This is a genomic window from Pseudoalteromonas sp. APC 3893, from assembly GCF_030408095.1.
Lineage (GTDB): Bacteria > Pseudomonadota > Gammaproteobacteria > Enterobacterales > Alteromonadaceae > Pseudoalteromonas.
In genome coordinates, this window is sequence record NZ_JASDCD010000007.1 from 74,056 (window position 1) to 90,579 (window position 16,524).

A 16,524-nucleotide genomic window follows, 5' to 3' on the forward strand; every position below is an offset into this window, starting at 1 on the left:
ATAGCATTACAACTAAGGTCTAATACTTTCATCAGCCATGCTGAGTGATCCTTGAGATAGGCCTTTGGCAAGTAATTACAAATGGAGACGACTATGTCACAAAGTATCTATCCAGTTCCTGCACATATCAAGAATGCAGCCTTAGTTGATAACGATAATTATAATACACTGTACAAGCAATCTATTGATGATCCAGAAAGTTTTTGGTCAGAGCATGGTAAACGCCTTGATTGGTCTACTCCTTATACTAAGGTAAAAAACACCTCATTTGATAAAGGGCATATCAATATTAAGTGGTATGAAGATGGCGAACTGAACGCTTCTTATAACTGTATTGACCGTCACCTTGCAACCAAAGCAGATAAAACAGCATTGATTTGGGAAGGTGATAACCCAGAACAAAGTGAACATATTAGCTATCAGAAATTGCATGATGAAGTGGCTAAATTTGCAAATGGTCTTAAAAAATTAGGTGTAGAAAAAGGTGATCGTATTGCGATTTATATGCCTATGTCGCCACAAGCCGTTTATGCCATGCAAGCATGCGCACGTTTAGGTGCAATTCACTCAGTGGTATTTGGTGGCTTTTCGCCATCAGCGATTGCTGATCGTATTAAGGACTCTGGCGCTAAAGTTGTTATTACCTCTGATGAAGGGCGACGCGCAGGTAACACAGTACCATTAAAAGCCAACGTTGATGAAGCGGTTGCACAAGAGTCTGTAACGACTATTGAACATGTTGTTGTTCATCAGCTTACAGGCGGAGAAGTCGATTGGAATGAGCACGATGTTTGGTGGCACGATTTAGTTGCTGATGTGCCAGCACAGTGTGACCCAGAGCCAATGAATGCAGAAGACCCACTATTTATTCTGTATACATCTGGCTCAACAGGTCAACCTAAAGGTGTTGTACACACAACTGGTGGTTACCTTGTTTACGCATCAATGACCCATGAATACGTATTTGACCTGAAAGAAGATGATGTTTTTTGGTGTAGTGCTGATGTTGGTTGGATCACAGGTCATAGTTATATTGCTTATGGGCCATTAGTAAATGGTTGTACACAAGTGTTATTTGAAGGTGTGCCAACGTATCCTACAGCAGGACGTATGGGTGAAGTAGTTGATAAGCATGGTGTAACTATTCTTTATACTGCACCTACGGCTATTCGTGCACTTATGGCCAAAGGCGACGAACCAACGTCTACATCTAACCGTGATAGCCTTCGTATTTTAGGCTCGGTGGGTGAACCAATAAATCCAGAAGCATGGTCGTGGTATTACGAAAATATAGGTAAGAGTAACTGTCCGATTGTGGACACTTGGTGGCAAACAGAAACTGGCGGTATAATGATCACGCCACTACCAGGTGCTACTGATATGAAACCAGGCTCAGCGACTCGCCCGTTTTTTGGTATTGCTCCAGCACTATTTGATGCTGAAGGTAATACATTAGAGGGTGCTGTAGATGGTAACTTAGTCATTTTAGACAGCTGGCCATCACAAGCGCGTACTGTTTATGGTGATCATGAACGTTTTGAACAAACTTATTTCTCAGCATACCCAGGTGTTTATTTTACAGGCGATGGTTGTCGTCGTGATGAAGACGGCTACTATTGGATAACCGGGCGTGTCGATGATGTACTCAATGTATCAGGGCATCGTTTAGGTACCGCTGAAATAGAAAGTGCCCTTGTTGCTCATGAGGCTGTAGCAGAAGCCGCCGTTGTTGGCTTCCCTCATGACATTAAAGGTCAAGGTATTTATGTTTACATTACGCCAAATGAAGGGATAACAGTCAGTGACGAGCTCACTAAAGAGGTACGTAACTGGGTTCGTAAAGAGCTAAGCCCAATAGCTTCACCAGATATGATTCAATGGTCACCAGGTTTACCAAAAACTCGTTCTGGTAAGATTATGCGTCGCATTTTACGTAAAATCGCAGCAAATGAGCACCAACAACTAGGTGACACCTCAACGCTTGCAGATCCTAGCGTGGTTGATGAGTTAATCGAGAACCGATTAAATCGTTAAATATGCGTTAAAAACTTGATTAGAAGTTGATTCTAAACGTAGTATATCGGCTGTCAGCTATTCGATAGGTGACAGCCGAATTTATTAGGAGTGAACCATGAGTCAGTTTTTAATAGCGGATGACCACCCGTTATTTCGTGAAGCACTAAAAGGGGCGTTAAGTAGCAAATTTGCTGATTTAGAAGTTTTTGAATCAGAAGATTTTGATACCACACTAAAAGTGCTCAACGAACAAGAAGATCTAGACATCTTACTACTAGACCTACACATGCCAGGCAGTGGCGATTTATACGGCCTTATTCGTATCCGTGAAGACTACCCAAGTTTACCTATTGCGGTGGTTTCAGGTAGTGAAGATATCAATATTGTTTCCAAAGTAATGAGCTATGGTGCGATGGGATTTATTCCTAAGTCATCGTCGTCAGAAGACATTGCCCTGGCAATAAATCAAATACTTGATGGCGATGTATGGCTCCCTGTTGAGCTTAAAGACAAAGTCGAGACCATAAAAGGCGAAGATAAAGAAATCGCCGCACAAGTGGCATCTTTGACGCCACAACAATATAAAGTATTACAATACTTACATGAAGGCTTACTCAATAAGCAAATAGCTTACGAGTTACATATTTCTGAGGCAACAGTAAAAGCACACATTACAGCAATATTTAGAAAACTAGGCGTATATAATCGTACTCAAGCTGTACTCATTGCAGCAAAATTACAACTAGAACCGATTGAGTCAGCGTCTTAACCTTCAAAAATAAAGAGGCAAATAGCCTCTTCATTTCTAAATTAAATCTATCACCTAGCTAAACACGACAGTTTTATTACCGTTGATAAATAACTTATGTTCAGACGCTAATTGCAGTGCTTTACAAAACACTGTTTTTTCAACATCTTTCCCCATTTTAGCCATCATTTCTGCGGTATTGGCATGATTAACATGGGTCACGTCCTGCATGATAATTGGCCCTTCATCGAGCTCATTATTAACAAAATGTGCCGTTGCACCAATGATTTTTACACCTCGTTCAAATGCTTGGTGATATGGCTTTGCCCCAATAAACGCCGGTAAAAATGAGTGGTGAATATTAATAATTTTACCATCAAAGCGGGCGACAAACTCTGGGCTCAAAATACGCATATATTTAGCAAGGCCAATAATATCAGGCTTATAACTAGCAATTAAATCACCCACTTGTTGATCATGCTCTAAACGGCTTAGTCCTTCATGGCTAACAACGTGAAAAGGCACATTAAAGCCTTTTGCTAAAGGCGCTAAATCTGGGTAATTAGCAATTACAGCAAGCACTTCAATGTTAAGGGCTTGCTCAAACTGTTTGAGTAACACACCGCCTAAACAATGGGCTTCTTTGGTGGCAAGCAGTACAACTTTGGTTTTTTCGTTACTATGTAAAGTAACCTTCGCGCCAGTAGGCAGCAGGCCTTCAAGTTGGGTTAAAAATTCACCATTTGGTTGGTCGCTCAACTCGGTACGCATAAAAAAACGTTTTGCGTCTTTATCTACAAACTCGTTGTTACGCGTAATATTTAAATTATGCTCATGACAAAGCCCGGTTATCTTAGCTATTAAGCCTACATCATCCGCACATTGCGTCGTTAGTATCGTGTTCATTTTTCCTCATTCAAATCCCGTGAACCCAAGCCTCCATTATTTGTTAATTGGCCAGCAATGCAAGGGCTTTATTAAGTTATTGATTATTATTCATGAGTCGCTGCTACGTTTAGATAGATAAAAATATTTTAAGTTTGTGAGAAAAATTTAACTGTTTTTCGTGTTTGTCATTATTGTAATTTTATTCGTAGGATTTACTTAACAATAAATAATAACTATCAAGGAATTACATGAATTTACAGTTTGAGTCACCTAAAGCTAAAGCATCAATTATATTTGCGTTAAGCCTTCTTCTATCTGCTTGCGGAGGTGGTGGAAGCGGTGGCAGCGATGATCCACAAACCACAAAATCTGATGCAGATAAGGAACCTGATAAGGTTGAAGAGTCGCGCTTAGTCTGGGAAAAGTCATTACCAACTTCAAGTTTTGCCTATTACTCGTCACCGGCACTCAGTGCTGATGAGCAAACCGTTTTTATAGGCACTGCCAAGAATGTGCGTAATGATCCCGCAGGCAGTGACTTGATGGTAGCTTATAACCGCGACGGCAGTGAAAAGTGGCGCTACCCCTTACCTAATGGTGAAGAGGTGCGCTCAAGCCCTGTTGTACACAATGAAAATATTTATTTCACAGTTGATAAGCGCACTGGGGAGTTTGATAAAGTATATCGTGATCTAGTCGCTCTAAATAGTAGTGGCGAGCAAGTATGGCGTCAGCGTGTATCTGATTATGGTTTGCAAACAGGCTCCGGTTTAACGAAGGTTGCGGCTTTTGAAGGCCAAATTATATACACTGGTTTAGATATCCGTGCTTTTAATGCGCAAACGGGTGAGAGTTTGTTTGAGCGTTTATGTAATTGTGCAGAGCGACAAGACAGATTTGTAAATGGGGCGGTAAATTATAACGGTGAGCTTGTTTTTTATGATGAGGGTCGCGTCCTTAAGCTTGATCTAAATAGCTATGAGCTAGTGGGTGAGTTCAAAGATATAGACACCTTTGCAGGCGACTTGGTTTACTCAACTCCGGCTATTGATTCTAATAATAATATTTATTTTGGCTCTGAAGCCGGGATTTTATACAGCTTTGATGATAATTTGGATCTGCGTTGGAAGTTTGAATTACCAAATCCGCAGGTATTTGAAACGCCACATATTCGTTCATCAGTTGCGATAGATGAATCACGCGGGAATATTTACTTTGGCACAAGTAATAATGACGATAGTGAAATTTATGCGCTTGAACTCAATTCAAAAGCAATAAAATGGCAAACCCAAATTACTGGTAACGTGAAGGTATCACCAGCAATCGGTGACAGTGGTAATATTTATTTCGCGACAGAAAATGATTTAATGCATGTTTATTCACCTAATGGTGAGCTTGTATGGCAGTATGATCTAAAAGCCAGTGCTACTTGGTCATCCCCTGCAATTGATAGTCAAGGCATCTTGTATATTGGTACTCTTTCAGAGGGAGACCGTAATGATGCAAATGCCACCGGTAAACTTGTAGCTATTCAAACTGATAGCACGGGTTTAATGTCTAATACTTGGTCTAAAATACACCGAGATAATCAAAATAGTGGTGTGGTTAAGTAATTATTCCACATATAAATAGGTATAGGAGCTTTGATTGGACTTGAGCAAGAAAGTCCAATCAAAGCATTATTAAATTTAGAATTACCTCTTTGTTTAGAATTTACATTAACCCCGTTGCTAGTTTTTCATTAGTAAGGTTTAGCCTTTCTATGGTTCGTGTATAACGGATGCTGTCTTCACCTAGGCTTTGGCGAAAGCCTTCGGCGGCATGCTCAAGATGAATTTTGGCTGCTTGCCACTCTTGTAATTCTATTAGGGTTCGCGCTAAAGCTGTTTGAACTAATGCACTCCGGTATGAAATTTCAGGATACAGAGTAAGAGTTTGTTTTAGCGTCTCATTTAAAACCTCTTTCGCTTTTATTTGATTGCCCATTTCAGAATATGCTAACCCTAAATTTCTTGCTGAGGTCAGTGTGCTTGTATGTACTTTGCCGTACATTAACGTATTTGATTCAAGTGATTCGTTATAAGCATGAATTGCTTCTTCAAAACGCTTTTGATAACCATAGGCATTGCCTAAGTAGCCATAACCATAAGCATAATCTATGTGTTTTTTACCATATCGGCCCTCTACCATGGCAATGGCCTGTTTATGCAGCGGTATAGCTTTGTCGTATTCACCTAAGCGTGAAAAGTTATTGCCTATTTCGTTCAGGGTCAGTGCTAAAGTTGGGTGATCTTTTGGGTATACTTTGACTTGAACTTTATATATGTCTTCAAGCAAAATATTTGCCGCATCGAAATCTTCATTGGCTGAATAAGCACTTTGTAATGTAAATAAAGCCTCGAGGTATTCTGCGGAGTTTTTTACGAAGTATTGCTCGCTAAATGTTACAGCCAGTTTTGCTTCTGCTAATTGCTCTGTTAGCTTTCCTTGCTCTTGGAAGATAGCGGTACGTTTGTTTTTTATTGTAATGACTGCGGTATAAAGTTGATGCTCAATAGCTAATTGCTCGGCTATTCGCAATTTAGCAAGTGCCTGCTCATATTGATCGCTGTAAAAAAGAATATTAGCAAGGCTATTAAAGTATTGAACTGAGTTTTTTGCAGTGAGGTGCTCTTTCTCTACTGAGTCTAGTGTTTGTTGGGCTGATGCTATTTCCGATTTTTGGATGTGAATTTGTGCTTTAAGAAGTGCTTGCTCAGTATTAAGCGCTGTATTGTTACTTAACTCGAGGAGTTCAAGTGCGCTCGTATGTTCACCAACACCGTTGAGTGCTTTTGCTAAATATAATGCGACTTTGGGTTTTGATTGCAGTAAATCATCTTCATTACTAAGGCGCTGTTTTGCGCCGAGTAGTAAGTCTTGTGCACTTATCTCATGTCCATCGTATGCTGCTGGATCTGCAGATTCGAATACATTAATCAAAAAATCTGCTACATATTCAGTGGTTTCCCTTTCTTGTTTTAAATGTATGTTTTTTTGCCATAATGCATTCGTAAATAAAGCACATGCAACAATGAGACTTATACCAAGTAATGTTATAAGTGGATTACGTTGAATAAACTTTTTGCATCGATATAGATAATGAGTGTTAAAGCTTATTGGCTCCGCACTTAAATATCGTTTAATATCGGTGTTAAGTTCAAGTGCAGTTGCGTAACGAGTTGCCTGCGCAGATGATGCTTGTTTAATGATTCCTAGTAGCTCACTAGAGCTTTCTTTAATAGTACTAGCGAGTACTTTTCCTAAACTATATACATCACTCTGGGTTGTAAGCGTTTGGCCTGCAAGCTGCTCAGGGCTGGCGTACTCTTGGCTTAGAGCCTTAATATACTCGTTAACAACAAAATCGGTTTGTTCATTATTTATTGTACGAGCAACGCCAAAATCAACGAGCTTAGGTTCACCTTGCTTGTTAACAAGGATGTTCGATGGTTTTAAATCTGCATGGATCACTCTGTTCTGGTGAGCATAGCTAACGGCATCACAGACTTTACAAAATAAAGTTAAGCGCTGTTTGGTGTTTAACTTTTGTTCATTGCAGTAACTTACAAGCGTTGTGCCTTCGATGTATTCCATCACCATGTACATGCCAAATTCACATTCACCTGCGTCTAGTACTCCTGCTATATTTGGGTGGTTCAATAATGCTAAATATTGTGCTTCGCGGGTTAGATTTTGCGGGCCATGTAATGCAGTAATAGTTGGGTATATAATTTTTATAGCAACGGTTTGCTCAAATTTACCATCATTTCTGTGCGCTAAATAAACAACGCCCATCCCCCCAGAGCCTAATAGTCTCTGTAATGTGAAATGGCTGATATTCTTACCTATCAAGTCCTCTATTTTGCTATTGTCATTTAATAGCTCGGTTGAATGGCTAATAGATTGATGGAACTGTGTTTGTTGTTGATTTTGATTATGAGCAAGAATTAGCTGTTCCACTTCGCTAAAGAGAGTGCTGTTTATATTTTCGAGGCTTTCTAACCCAGCAATAAGGTTGTTAGGGTGCTCTTTAAGTAAGTATTCAAATACACTGAGTGAATCATTAAATTTCATGTTTTCTTCTTTTTTAATTATTGTTCTATATGCACTCTTAAAAACGCTTTAGCGGCGTCTAACTCGCGGTAAATAGTGGCAAGAGATACTTTAAACTGTTCAGCGAGAGCTTTACTGTCAATGCCTAAAAAGTAGTGCATCGAAAAAATTTGTGCTTTTTGCGGGTGGTTTTTTTCGAGGTGATTTAATGCGCTATCCAGAGCTAAAAAATTTTCCTGATGCTTTAATTGGCTATCCTCTTGAGCTGCGTCAACATCATTTGGTGTTCGTTTTTTTGATTGAAATTTACGAATTTCATCACGTAAAACATTGCGAATAAATACACTAAGGTAAGCATTAAATTGAGTTTCGTGCGCGAGTGTTTTTTGCGGTGGGATCAGCTCAATCAATGATTGATGTAACAAGGATCCTGTATGGGGTAAATGCTGTATTACATAAGTAGAGTCAATATCATCGCGGTAGCTTTGTAGATGTACATGGCAAATTTGTTTTAAGTGGTAATAAATACGTGATTTTAATTCGTCAGCGCTTTTTGTACAGCCGCTCTGCCATCCATGTATTAACTTTTCTAATGGTGTTTGCATTTCAAAGTCCTCAAGATCATAGGCTATAAAGGTACAGTTGTACGCTTTTGATTACAACTGTTAACCTTGTGTTTTTGTTCTGGTTTTTTACAACTATATTTTAAATTTAGTTGTTTAGAATATGTAAGTGAGGTTATATGTAATAAAATGTGCGTTTTATTTGCACATTCATACACTTTATTACGAATATGTAAGGAACTGTAAGTGTGGGTAATGCTTTGTAAAGGTTGGAATTTTTAGTTGTTTTTATAGTCTCATTAGCACTATTAACAATAAGGAATGATTCCATGCACAGCTCTTTACTTAAAACTGTTTTAGTAACTACCTTGGCAGCAACATTAGCTGCTTGTTCTGGGGATGACTCATCAAGTAGCAGTAGTGGCTACATTCAACTTTATAACGGTTCTTACAATAGTCCGTATACACGTTTGTTTGTAGATGAAACTGAACGCTCTGGTACTTACTTTGGTGATGTTACAACGCGCCACAATTATAGCTCTACAAGCTACGATGTTTCTTTTGAATATGTAGATGCTAACGATAGCTATATTACAATTCAAGAAGAATCAGTTTCTATAAAAGATGATCAAACACAGTTATGGGTTATGAGCGGAGATTTTTCAGAACCTAATTTTACTGAATTAGCTGTACCGACCAGCAGTGACGAAGATGAGTTTAACTTAGGCTGGTTTAATATTTCAGGTGAGGGTAGTAATTATGATGTCTATATTGCGACTGAGGATGGTTTATTCGATACCGCAGAACTCATTGCATCACCCACTTATTTGAACGAGCTATCGCTACAAGCTTTCGAAGAAGGTTATTACACTATTTACATTACTCAAAGTGGTAGCACAGATGTTATTTTTGAATCAGCCACTGTATATTTTAATGATGAATCAAGCTATGTAGTGATGATCCGTCCAAGTTATGCAACTGAAGAGGAAGGGATAACATTGGATATTGTTACTTCGAGTAACTCAGTGACATCACTTAAGCATCAATCTGCGCAGGGGCAGTTGCGCTTTATTAATACGATAGATGACTACCCACAAGCCAGTTTTACAGTAACCCGTGGTGACGAAAGTCATGTAACAGAACTAACGCAAAATGATACTTTTTCTGATTATATTGAGCTTAACCCAAATAGCTTCAGCATTGCGATGATGGATAATGAGGGTACGTCAATTGTTGATAATTACCTACTGACATTGGAGCGAGAGCAAAGTAACGTGGGGATTTTTTACAATGATAAAGACTACGGCCCGCGTATGCTTACCGTTGTTGAATCACTGACGCCTAGCAGTTATAACCATAATGTAACAGTGGTCAACTTACTTGATACCTATGCCGGACAAGACATTACGGATGTTGATATTGCATTTACTTTAGACGGTGAGACAGTCGATGATGCCAGTAACTATATTGATAGCCTGGATAAGTACGACCAAGAAGATGAAGTGGTTGATAATGAAGTCTATACCACTTATGTGTTGTATGAAGACAATGGGCAGCAAATAGTCTTAATGCAGCAAGGGGATATGGATTTTACTCAAGAAGGTAATTACATTTTAATCCTAGAGCATGATGAAACGAGTAGCACAGGTTTTAAAATGACCTTAGAGCGCACTGTGACTGATTCTGTAGAGTAATCTCAGTAGAGTAGTAAATTTATTAAATCTCAGCTTCGTTATATGATGCTGGGATTTTTTTGGCTATATTTTCACTACAGTTTACGTTATAAGGGAGGAATAAAAGTAGTCAGGGATTAAAAAATGGACGACGTGCTTGGTTTAATTGTTATTCTATCGTTAGTGGTTGTAATCGGATCTATCGCCGGTTTAATCGCTTTAACAAAGGTCAGTGCGCTACAACAAGAAGTTACGCTTTTAAAAAAACAACTGCACTCAGTGATTTCTAAAACCTCGAGTCAGCCAGCAACTGCTGTGGCAAGGTTTGCATCTGAGCAATCACATACGCCCCCAATTGAATCTGAACTACAGTCTCATGCTACTAATCAGCAATCTGTTACATTAAATCAAACTATATCAACGCATACAGTTATTAGTTCCCGAGAAACGAATAAGCGTTCTCACTCTGCAGTTAGCACTTTTTTGGCTCAATTAAAAAATCAACTGCAACAAAATTGGATGACTTGGATTGGTGGTGTCGCACTGGCCTTCGGTGGCATATTTTTAGCAAAGTACAGTTTAGATGCAGGTCTATTATCACCTAGTTTACGCCTCACCTTAGGCGGGTTATTTGGTATAGCGCTAATTACAGTTGCTGATTTTTTGCACCGTAAAGGTATTGTTTTTGAAGGATTTAATAATTATATTCCAGCAGCTTTAGCGGGAGGCGGGTTTATTAGTTGCTTTGCATTAACGCTGCTTGCTTATTCAAGTTATGAAATGTTAAGCGCAACCACTGCTTTTGTGATGCTAGCTGTTATTGCACTAGCAGCTAGCTCTATGGCACTGCGCTTAGGACCATTGTTAGCTCTATTAGGTATCGTTGGCGCGTATAGCGTGCCTATATGGGTTAATACGGGAAGTGGCAATTTGGCAGCGCTGCTAACCTATATTGGATTTGTTACTTTATCAGCTGTGCTTGTGGCGAAAAGGGTAAACCGTAATTGGCTATGGTATTTACTTTGGGCAGGGCATATTGGCTGGTATTGGGTGGCCTTAAGTGTTGTTAAGTCAACTGAATATTGGCTTGTGGGTGGTTTTTCCCTTTTATCTATCATAGGTTTAATCGCGATGATGCGTTTAGGTTTAACATTGCGGTTATTAGAATGTCGCCCACATAGTTTACAGCGACTACTAAAATTACAGCCTGATAATCCATTATTGTTAGCGATTGTGGCGCCATTATTGATAGCGATAGCAATTTCTATGGCGAGTATGCAATGGCAAATTATGATGGTGTGTTTAATTGTCATGCTGCTATTTTTGGTGCTGCAAAATAGCCGTTGGGATCTATGGCAAGGTTTAGCGTTGCTAATTGCTGTGTTATTGGTTGTAACTCAGCATAATTATAATATTGATAGTAACGACCACTTATTTATATTTAAAGATATGTATGGGCTTGGTTTATTGCTTGGTATAGGCTTTTGTTTGTACGGGCTGTATTTTGGCACATATTACTATAAACGTTTAAGTTTTCACTTAGTGGCTGCCTTTAGTCTGTTTGTACTAATAGCAACGCTTTATACTCTCACCTCAGAGCAAGAGTTAGCGGTAGCGTATTCATTATGGACAGTACTATTACTACTTGGCAGTGGCGTATTGATCAAACGTGCGCAAAATGCCTATACGCAATGGCAGCAGTTTAGTTATTGGATTGGTGCTAATGCCAATATCACACTTTGCTTAACGATGTTATTAGCTGATAGCGGCCTCACGCTTGCGCTTGCAATTCAAGTGTTGGTTATAAGTTTTCTTGTTAAACGCCATAAAGTGCCTATGCCGCACTGGCCTATTAAAGCGCTCGTGGCAGCAGTACTTGCACGTTTGACGTTTGCACCGTGGATTGAGAGTTATGCAGATCTAACGCTTCTATCAATGCATTGGAGCATAGTGGTTTACCCCATTGCTGTTGGATTGTTTTGGTTTGTGGCCAAGCAATGGCAACAAACCGATATGAAGCTATGGCTTGAAGGCGCTGCGCTACATTGTTTGGCATTATTTATAACTACTGAAACGAGTTATCAATTAGTTGGGCATTATCCACAACTTGGCTCTTTAAGTTTTTATGAGCAAGTATTACTTAGCTGTAATTGGCTCGCGTTAGGTTGTGTTTATTTATATCGCGCGCAAAGTGCAGCGCAGTTGGCTAAATTATACCAAGTAGCGGGTTTAATATTATCAGCTTTAGCAGGGTTGCTGTTGTTAAGCACTGCACTGAATGACAATCCATTACTAACATCCTTGTATGTAGGGGAAACTCCGATATTTAACTGGGTGCTATTAATGTGGTTGGTGCCAAGTGCTTTAGCGCTGTGGTTAACTAAATTAGTTAAACCTGTTAATGCTCAACTTAGTAAAATAATATTGGCAGTAGCGGGCGTTTTAGCTGTATTAGCAATAACTGTACTTATACGCCAGTATTGGCAAGGGGCGTATATCTACCTAGATAAAATAACCAGTGACGCAGAGCTTTATAGTTATTCGATTATTTGGCTTTTTCTCGGCGCGCCGGTGGTCATTTGGGGGCATTTAGAACAACAACTGCTGTTACAAAAAGTCGGGTTAGGTATTCTTGGCGCAGTAATAGTTAAAGTGTTCTTAATTGATATGGCAAACCTGACTGGTTTACTTAAGGCGATATCATTTATTGGACTGGGACTTTCGCTTGTCGGTTTGAGTTGGCTGTTTCAAAAGCTCAGAAGTAAAGCACTATCGGGGTGATTAAACTAAAGCAGTACACCTAGCAAAATTGCTAGATGTACTTAGCTATGTTGTTTAGCACGGATCTGTTTTATTTTTTGCCTAGCACCTAGCACCTAGCACCTAGCACCTAGCACCTAGCACCTAGCACCTAGCGCCTAGCGCCTAGCACGTCACGTACTGTGATTAAGCAGTGCTTTTAATTTGCCAGGCTTTATCGGTTTGGATAAATAATGAATATTAGCGGCTTTAGTTGTTTGTTTTAGTTCATCATCACGTACTGCGGTAATTAAAATAGCGGGCACAGGACTTTGCCAAATTTCGCGTAATGTTTTAATAAGTGTTATACCGTCGCAGTTATGGCCGAGTTGGTAATCCATTAAAATAACATCTGGCGCTTTATTTGCTTTTGCATATTCTAAAACAGTCTCAACTTGGTCAAACAGTTGATAATCGGCTTGCCACTTCTGTAATAAGCTCGCCATGGCATTTAAATTTTCAGGGTCATCATCCACAGCTATTACATTCATTGCCGCGCGGTTTTCAAATAAGCTGTTAGTGGCAGTTTTTTGCTGTACAAATTGGCTGTCGCCGTAAGGAACTTCAATGCTAAAACGACTGCCTTTGTGGATGGTTGAATGTACTTCTAACCGTAGGCTGAGTAAATCAACCATACGTTTAACCACACCTAAACCAAGACCTACACCTTTATTGTCGCCGGCTTCTATACGGTAAAAATCATTAAATATCTTTGCTTGTTCTACTTCGCTAATGCCAGGCCCGGTATCCCAAACTTCAATGCGAAGGTGGTGTTTTCGTTTACGACATGCGACTAACACACGGCCTTTTTCAGTGTATTTAACCGCGTTAGACACTAAGTTTTGGATAATCCTGCGTAAGTAAGTGATGTCACTATGGACTATTTGTTGCCCAGAGCGGACATGCAGCTGCAAGCCTTTTTCGCTCGATAAAATAGCGTATTCGTTACGTAGCGGCGCTAAAATATCATCAATACTGAAATGACGTGGAGAAGGGGTCATAGCGCCTTGTTCAAGTTTTGCAATTTCAAGTAAGGCTGACATTAAATGTACAGTTGAATCGAGACTTGCACCTAGCTTTTCAAAGTTGTTGATATTGTTGTCTGCCAACGAAGTCTCATCAATGGCTGCTAAGTACAAACGCGCCGCATTTAGTGGTTGTAAAATATCATGGCTTGCCAAGGCTAAAAATCGTGTTTTACTGTCATTTGCCTGTTCTGCCTCACGTTTGGCTAAAGTGAGTGCTTGCTCTGTTTGTACGCGACTTTCTATTTGAGCTTCGAGATCTTTATTAATAGTACGTATTTCTTGAGTACGAGCTTCAATGCGGTTTTCAAGATCCATGTTCACTTCTTCCAACGCATTTTGTGTGGCAATATGCGTGGTAATGTCTGAAAAGCTGGTAACAAAGCCGCCATCAGGCAGTGGATTACCAATCATTTCATATACTTGCCCATTTCTGCGGTGTCGAATAAAGTGGTGAGATGTGCCGTTTTTTAAATGCTGTACACGTTTTTCAACTTGTCGCTCTATTTCGCCTGGGCCACATTCTCCGCGCTCTGCGTTGTAGCGAATAATCTCTTCGATGGGTTGGCCTACTTCTAAAAAGTCGGCTGGGTAGTTAAACATTTCAGCGTAGCGCTTATTCCATGCAACTAGTTTGAGGTCTTTATCGACTACTGAAATACCATGGCTTAAGTTCTCAAGTGACGTGAACAAAAGGTTTTGGTTAAACTGCAGCGCTTGAGTGGTTTCATCAAAAAAGTTAACCACTTCTTCAAAGGCCATGCGCTTACCCGAAGCCACAGTATGAATAAGAGCTTGCGCAGAAGAGGCACCTAAAACCCCCGTTAATGCGCGTTCACAATAGGCAATAAATTCAGGATCAGGATGGTTGTTATTATCACCCAATTGATGGCTGAGCGAGAAATGTGCTAATACTTGCTGACTACGCTGAACGCCTAAAAACGTTTGTAGCAAAATTTTAAAGTCATACACAGTGGCTTTTACGTTTTTATTTAAACGCCTTGCCAGCACAGCTTGCTCTTTAGGGTTAACAAAAGCAGCAGCTTGAATTTTATCTATTAACCGTTCATCGGCTCCGAGTGAAAAACTGATATAGCAACCAATATTAGCAAATAGGGCAATAAGTGTACCTCGGGTTATTAAGGTTTGCTGTAGCTCGGTATCAAGGCTGTTACCGGCGTCTAAAATTGGCAACATTAAAAATAAAATCCAGCAAATAAAACCAGCCAAAAGGCCTGCGTAAACTCCATAAGCATGGCCTTTACGCCAGTATAATCCGCCAATAATAGCGGGTAATAATTGGGTGACCAGTGAGAATGCAACTAAGCCCATACTCGCAAGTGCTTTACCATGGCCAAACCATTGCTGATAAAAATACGACAAAATTAATATGCCCGCGATGGTAAAGCGCCTTACTAATAAAATACGCGACCTATAGCTGGTAGTGATCAGGTTGCGTTTAAACTTACGGCGTAGCATTAATGGTAATACAACGTCGTTAGATATCATGGTGCTGAGCGTGAGTGTAGCGACCACTATCATGGCAGTCGCTGCCGAAATTCCACCAATAAATACAAAAGTGATAAGTAAAACATTATCGTGCATTAAAGGGAGTGCCAGTACAAAGCTATCTGGTGAAAAGTCACTGCCAATATTTGGATGAATAGCAGCTGTGGCGATAGGCAAAATCATCGCGGCTGTGAGTAATAAATACAGTGGGAAAGCCCAACGTGCGGTAAATAAATGGCGTTTGTCTTGGTTATCTACCACGGTGACATGAAACTGTCGTGGTAAACAAATAATCGCTGCGGCTGCCATTAATGATTGACCAATAAAGTTAAAACTAAAAAAGTTGAAACTACTCCAATGCTGCCATAAAGATTCAGTGCTTAACACTTCGCGCTCTGTGGGTAAGTTAAATAGGGTATAAACCGCTAAGCCCGCTACAGCGACCAGTGCAAGTAGCTTAATTAAAGATTCAAATGCTACCGCTAGCATTAAACCCGAGCGGTATTCAGTTACATCGACTTTGCGTGTGCCAAAGAAAATAGCAAACATGGTCATAATCAATGTGGCTGATAACGCAACCATAGAGCCAGATATTTTATTATCGCTTTGTAACAGTAAAAAACTGCTACTAAGGGCTTTTAACTGCAGAGCGATATAAGGAATAGTGGCAAGTAAAGCGATAACAGTAACCATAATCGCCGTTGTTTGACGTTTGCCGTACCGAGCTGAAATAAAGTCAGCAATGGTGGTGATATTTTGTTTCTTACTTACCAGTACAAGCTTACGTAAAAAGCCTTGGCCGAAAAAAAACAACAGCGCAGGGCCAAGTAAAATAGGTAGGTAACTCCAACTGCTGGTGGCAGCTGTGCCCACTGAGCCATAGTAAGTCCACGAGGTGCAATAAATCCCTAAAGAGAATGAATAAACAAATGGGTGATGGCTAATGCGCTTTGCTAATGGAGTGGTTTTATCTCCCCAGTTTGCAAGCCAGAACAGCACGCCAATATAGGCTAATGCAACAAAAATTAGAGCAGCAGTCATATAATAATTCAGTTTTTATTATGATAGTTAATACCATACCAGAAATTGAAAATAATTTGAGCTGTCAATTATTATGCTTATTTACCTAAATTTTCAAGTGATTGATATAGATGGTGTTTTTGATTTTTGTAAATGTATTCGACTAATGTCGCAGATCGACAATATAG

9 protein-coding genes are annotated in these 16,524 nt (G+C 39.8%); 5 read left to right on the forward strand and 4 right to left on the reverse strand.

The window, feature by feature from the left end; all coding sequences use genetic code 11:
- Positions 1-93: 93 nt before the first annotated feature.
- Together acs and QMA12_RS10770 are read left to right on the forward strand one after the other, a co-directional pair.
- The gene (gene acs, locus QMA12_RS10765; protein WP_087531017.1) at positions 94-2,034 is read left to right on the forward strand and encodes an acetate--CoA ligase; all 1,941 of its coding nucleotides are present in this window, start codon (positions 94-96) and stop codon (positions 2,032-2,034) included.
- Positions 2,035-2,131: 97 nt separating this feature from the next.
- The gene (locus QMA12_RS10770) at positions 2,132-2,785 is read left to right on the forward strand and encodes a response regulator transcription factor (protein ID WP_087531016.1); all 654 of its coding nucleotides are present in this window, start codon (positions 2,132-2,134) and stop codon (positions 2,783-2,785) included.
- Between the two features lie 54 nt (positions 2,786-2,839).
- Here the strand turns inward: QMA12_RS10770 and purU are convergent, their stop codons facing one another.
- A complete protein-coding gene (gene purU, locus QMA12_RS10775) occupies positions 2,840-3,670 on the reverse strand; it encodes a formyltetrahydrofolate deformylase (RefSeq protein ID WP_087531015.1) in 831 nt (276 codons plus the stop codon).
- 230 nt (positions 3,671-3,900) lie between these two features.
- Between purU and QMA12_RS10780 the strand changes: the two genes are divergently transcribed.
- The gene (locus tag QMA12_RS10780) at positions 3,901-5,265 is read left to right on the forward strand and encodes a PQQ-binding-like beta-propeller repeat protein (protein ID WP_290210179.1); all 1,365 of its coding nucleotides are present in this window, start codon (positions 3,901-3,903) and stop codon (positions 5,263-5,265) included.
- 100 nt (positions 5,266-5,365) lie between these two features.
- On the opposite strand, the gene QMA12_RS10785 is transcribed toward QMA12_RS10780, so the two are convergent.
- Together QMA12_RS10785 and QMA12_RS10790 are read right to left on the reverse strand one after the other, a co-directional pair.
- Entirely contained in the window at positions 5,366-7,768 is a 2,403-nt protein-coding gene (locus QMA12_RS10785; RefSeq protein ID WP_290210180.1) for a serine/threonine-protein kinase, read from the reverse strand.
- A gap of 17 nt (positions 7,769-7,785) precedes the next feature.
- Positions 7,786-8,352, reverse strand: coding sequence for a sigma-70 family RNA polymerase sigma factor (locus tag QMA12_RS10790; protein ID WP_290210181.1), 567 nt, complete (start codon positions 8,350-8,352; stop codon positions 7,786-7,788).
- 287 nt (positions 8,353-8,639) lie between these two features.
- On the opposite strand from QMA12_RS10790, the gene QMA12_RS10795 reads away from it, so the two are divergent.
- Both QMA12_RS10795 and QMA12_RS10800 read left to right on the forward strand, forming a co-directional pair.
- Positions 8,640-10,004 carry a hypothetical protein gene (locus QMA12_RS10795; protein ID WP_290210182.1) on the forward strand — a complete coding sequence of 455 codons (1,365 nt, stop codon included), beginning with the start codon at positions 8,640-8,642 and terminating at the stop codon, positions 10,002-10,004.
- A 123-nt stretch (positions 10,005-10,127) separates the two neighbouring features.
- Positions 10,128-12,764: a DUF2339 domain-containing protein gene (locus QMA12_RS10800; RefSeq protein WP_290210183.1), complete on the forward strand. Its 2,637-nt coding sequence runs from the start codon at positions 10,128-10,130 to the stop codon at positions 12,762-12,764.
- 152 nt (positions 12,765-12,916) lie between these two features.
- Here QMA12_RS10800 and QMA12_RS10805 read toward each other — a convergent pair whose 3' ends face one another.
- On the reverse strand, positions 12,917-16,357 hold the full coding sequence (locus tag QMA12_RS10805; protein ID WP_290210184.1) for a PAS-domain containing protein: 3,441 nt from the start codon (positions 16,355-16,357) through the stop codon (positions 12,917-12,919).
- Positions 16,358-16,524 lie beyond the last annotated feature (167 nt).

What these genes read in the sequence shown, in the direction of transcription:
- acs (WP_087531017.1), top strand. Translation starts at nt 94, where the DNA reads ATGTCACAAAGTATCTATCCAGTTCCTGCACATATCAAGAATGCAGCC.
- QMA12_RS10770 (WP_087531016.1), top strand. Translation starts at nt 2,132, where the DNA reads ATGAGTCAGTTTTTAATAGCGGATGACCACCCGTTATTTCGTGAAGCA.
- purU (WP_087531015.1), bottom strand. Translation starts at nt 3,670, where the DNA reads ATGAACACGATACTAACGACGCAATGTGCGGATGATGTAGGCTTAATA.
- QMA12_RS10780 (WP_290210179.1), top strand. Translation starts at nt 3,901, where the DNA reads ATGAATTTACAGTTTGAGTCACCTAAAGCTAAAGCATCAATTATATTT.
- QMA12_RS10785 (WP_290210180.1), bottom strand. Translation starts at nt 7,768, where the DNA reads ATGAAATTTAATGATTCACTCAGTGTATTTGAATACTTACTTAAAGAG.
- QMA12_RS10790 (WP_290210181.1), bottom strand. Translation starts at nt 8,352, where the DNA reads ATGCAAACACCATTAGAAAAGTTAATACATGGATGGCAGAGCGGCTGT.
- QMA12_RS10795 (WP_290210182.1), top strand. Translation starts at nt 8,640, where the DNA reads ATGCACAGCTCTTTACTTAAAACTGTTTTAGTAACTACCTTGGCAGCA.
- QMA12_RS10800 (WP_290210183.1), top strand. Translation starts at nt 10,128, where the DNA reads ATGGACGACGTGCTTGGTTTAATTGTTATTCTATCGTTAGTGGTTGTA.
- QMA12_RS10805 (WP_290210184.1), bottom strand. Translation starts at nt 16,357, where the DNA reads ATGACTGCTGCTCTAATTTTTGTTGCATTAGCCTATATTGGCGTGCTG.